The organism is Arthrobacter sp. TB 26 (genome assembly GCF_000427315.1).
Classification (GTDB): Bacteria; Actinomycetota; Actinomycetes; order Actinomycetales; family Micrococcaceae; genus Arthrobacter.
This window is the reverse complement of the sequence record NZ_AUPJ01000419.1, coordinates 6,530-8,414: the sequence shown is the minus strand read 5'-3', so window position 1 is coordinate 8,414 and position 1,885 is coordinate 6,530. Positions and strand designations below refer to the sequence as shown.

3 protein-coding genes (1 of these 3 only partly in view) are annotated in these 1,885 nt (G+C 70.8%); 2 read left to right on the top strand and 1 reads right to left on the bottom strand.

The genetic code is table 11. The features are described from left to right. Positions 1 to 237, bottom strand: a 237-nt coding sequence (locus tag K789_RS0116085) for a MerR family transcriptional regulator (protein WP_024367649.1), incomplete at its 3' end; no start/stop codon positions are given. Positions 238 to 537: 300 nt separating this feature from the next. Between K789_RS0116085 and K789_RS0116080 the strand changes: the two genes are divergently transcribed. Both K789_RS0116080 and K789_RS23325 read left to right on the top strand, forming a co-directional pair. After that, on the top strand, positions 538 to 1,695 hold the full coding sequence (locus tag K789_RS0116080; protein WP_024367648.1) for a hypothetical protein: 1,158 nt from the start codon (positions 538 to 540) through the stop codon (positions 1,693 to 1,695). Between the two features lie 73 nt (positions 1,696 to 1,768). Continuing rightward, positions 1,769 to 1,885 carry the 5' end (the start) of a hypothetical protein gene (locus K789_RS23325; RefSeq protein WP_024367647.1) on the top strand. The gene runs 396 nt beyond the window's last position, so only the first 117 of its 513 coding nucleotides appear in the window; the start codon lies at positions 1,769 to 1,771; its stop codon lies beyond the right edge, outside the window.

The window sequence follows — 1,885 nt, the reverse complement described above, 5'->3', positions numbered from 1 at the left end:
GAGCGCCTGTTCGGCGTCGGGCTCGCGGCGGAGGACCTCGGCGATGGCCGGGAGGCCGAGCCCAAGGTCCCGCAGGAGCAGGATCCGCTGCAGCCGCACGAGGGATGCCTGGTCGTAGAACCGGTAGCCGTTGTCACCGGTCCGGCTGGGTTTGAGCAGTCCGATGTCGTCGTAGTGCCGCAGCGTCCGGCTCGTGGTCCCGGCGGTCCTGGCGATCTGTTGCACGGACCATTCCATGTGGCTGCCTCCTTCCGCTCCGGCACCGGCCGATCCCGGACCGGTATCCCGATGCTAGGGGTTGACGTTACGTCAACGTCAAGGCCTGCGTATGACGGACTGCGTGTGCCGGCCGGCGGGGACGCCGGAGGCCTGGCGTAGCATGGCGGTATGCACACGCAGCAGCGATTTATCAGCCCTCGGCCGCTTTCCGGCCGCACGGGCTTCTTGTCGCGCGCATAACTGCAGCCGCCGGGGTCCGTCCGGTGCAGCGGCTGAGGGTGAAGCTCCCCTCCCGCACTCAAAACCCAAGGACCCCTCATGAAGAACTACTTGACCCCCTCCGCGCTGCAGGTCGCCCTGTCGCTCCGCGACTTGTCCGATCCCGCGCAGGGCCCTCACGCCATGTCCCTGCTGCTGGCGGAAATCATGACGGCGCTGGAACGGCGCTGGGGCATCCCGGTTGAGACGCACCGTCTCAGCCCCCTGGTCGCAACCGCCGACAACTACGACCGTCTGGGCTACTCCCCCGACGACGTCACCCGCGATTCCCGGTACTCCCGCCATGTCAGCCCCACGGTGATGTTGCGGAGCCACACGTCGGCGGGGGTCCCGGCCCTGCTCGACTCGCTGCGGCAGGAAATGGGCTACTACGACCGGCTGCACGCGGTGCCCGGCCTGGTGTACCGGAGGGACGCGATCGACCGCACCCACGTGGGCGCCCCGCATCAGGTGGATCTCTGGAGGCTCAAAGCGCGCGGGCTGCTGGGTTCCGCCGAGCTGGACCAGATGATGGCGGCCGTCGTGGAAGCGGTCCTACCGGCCTCCGTCTCCCCGGATGTGCAGTGGCGCGCGACCCCGGCAACCCACCACTACACGGATACGGGCAGGCAGCTGGACGTGCTCGTCACCCAGCCGGACGGCAGCCGGGAATGGCTGGAACTGGCCGAATGCGGCCTGGTCGCCGCGCAGGTCCTCCGCGGCTCCGGGCTCGATCCGCGGCGCTGGGCCGGCCTCGCCCTGGGCCTGGGGCTGGACCGCGCCCTGATGCTGCGCAAGGGCATCCGGGACATCCGGCTCCTGCGCTCGGAGAATCCCGAAGTCCGGGCCCAGCTGCTGGACTTGAATCCCTACCGTCCGGTGTCGGTCATGCCCGAGGTCAGGCGCGACCTGTCCCTCGTGCTGGACTCCGCGGCGGAGGCCGACGTCGAGTTGCTCGGTGACCGTGCGCGGACGGCCCTCGGGACGGACGCCGAGATGCTGGCCGCACTGGAAATCAGGGCGGTGACCCCGGCGTCGGGTCTGCCGCCCGCCGCCCTCGAACGGCTCCGCCTCACTCCGAACCAGGTGAATGTGCTGCTGCGGCTGGTGTTGCAGCCGCTGGACCGGACCCTCACGGACGGCGAGGCCAACCTCGTGCGGGACCGCGTGTACCTTGCCCTGCACCGGGGCCGGGTGCTGGAGCTGATCTCGGGATAAGGGGCGCGGGCCGGTGGCGCCGGGCCGCCNCCGGTGGACCAGCCGCGGCCCCCAACGACGGTAAGTTGGAGGCATGTCCTTCCTTATCCCCGGCCCCCGGCGTGCCCGGATCCTCCGGCAGCGTGCCCGTCCTATCGGGCGCGCCGCCTGGCCGTTCAGCCGCGCCGCCTTCGGCGCTGCGGCCGGCGCC

Coding starts and splice junctions, on each gene's coding strand:
- K789_RS0116080 (WP_024367648.1), top strand. CDS start 538: ATGAAGAACTACTTGACCCCCTCCGCGCTGCAGGTCGCCCTGTCGCTC.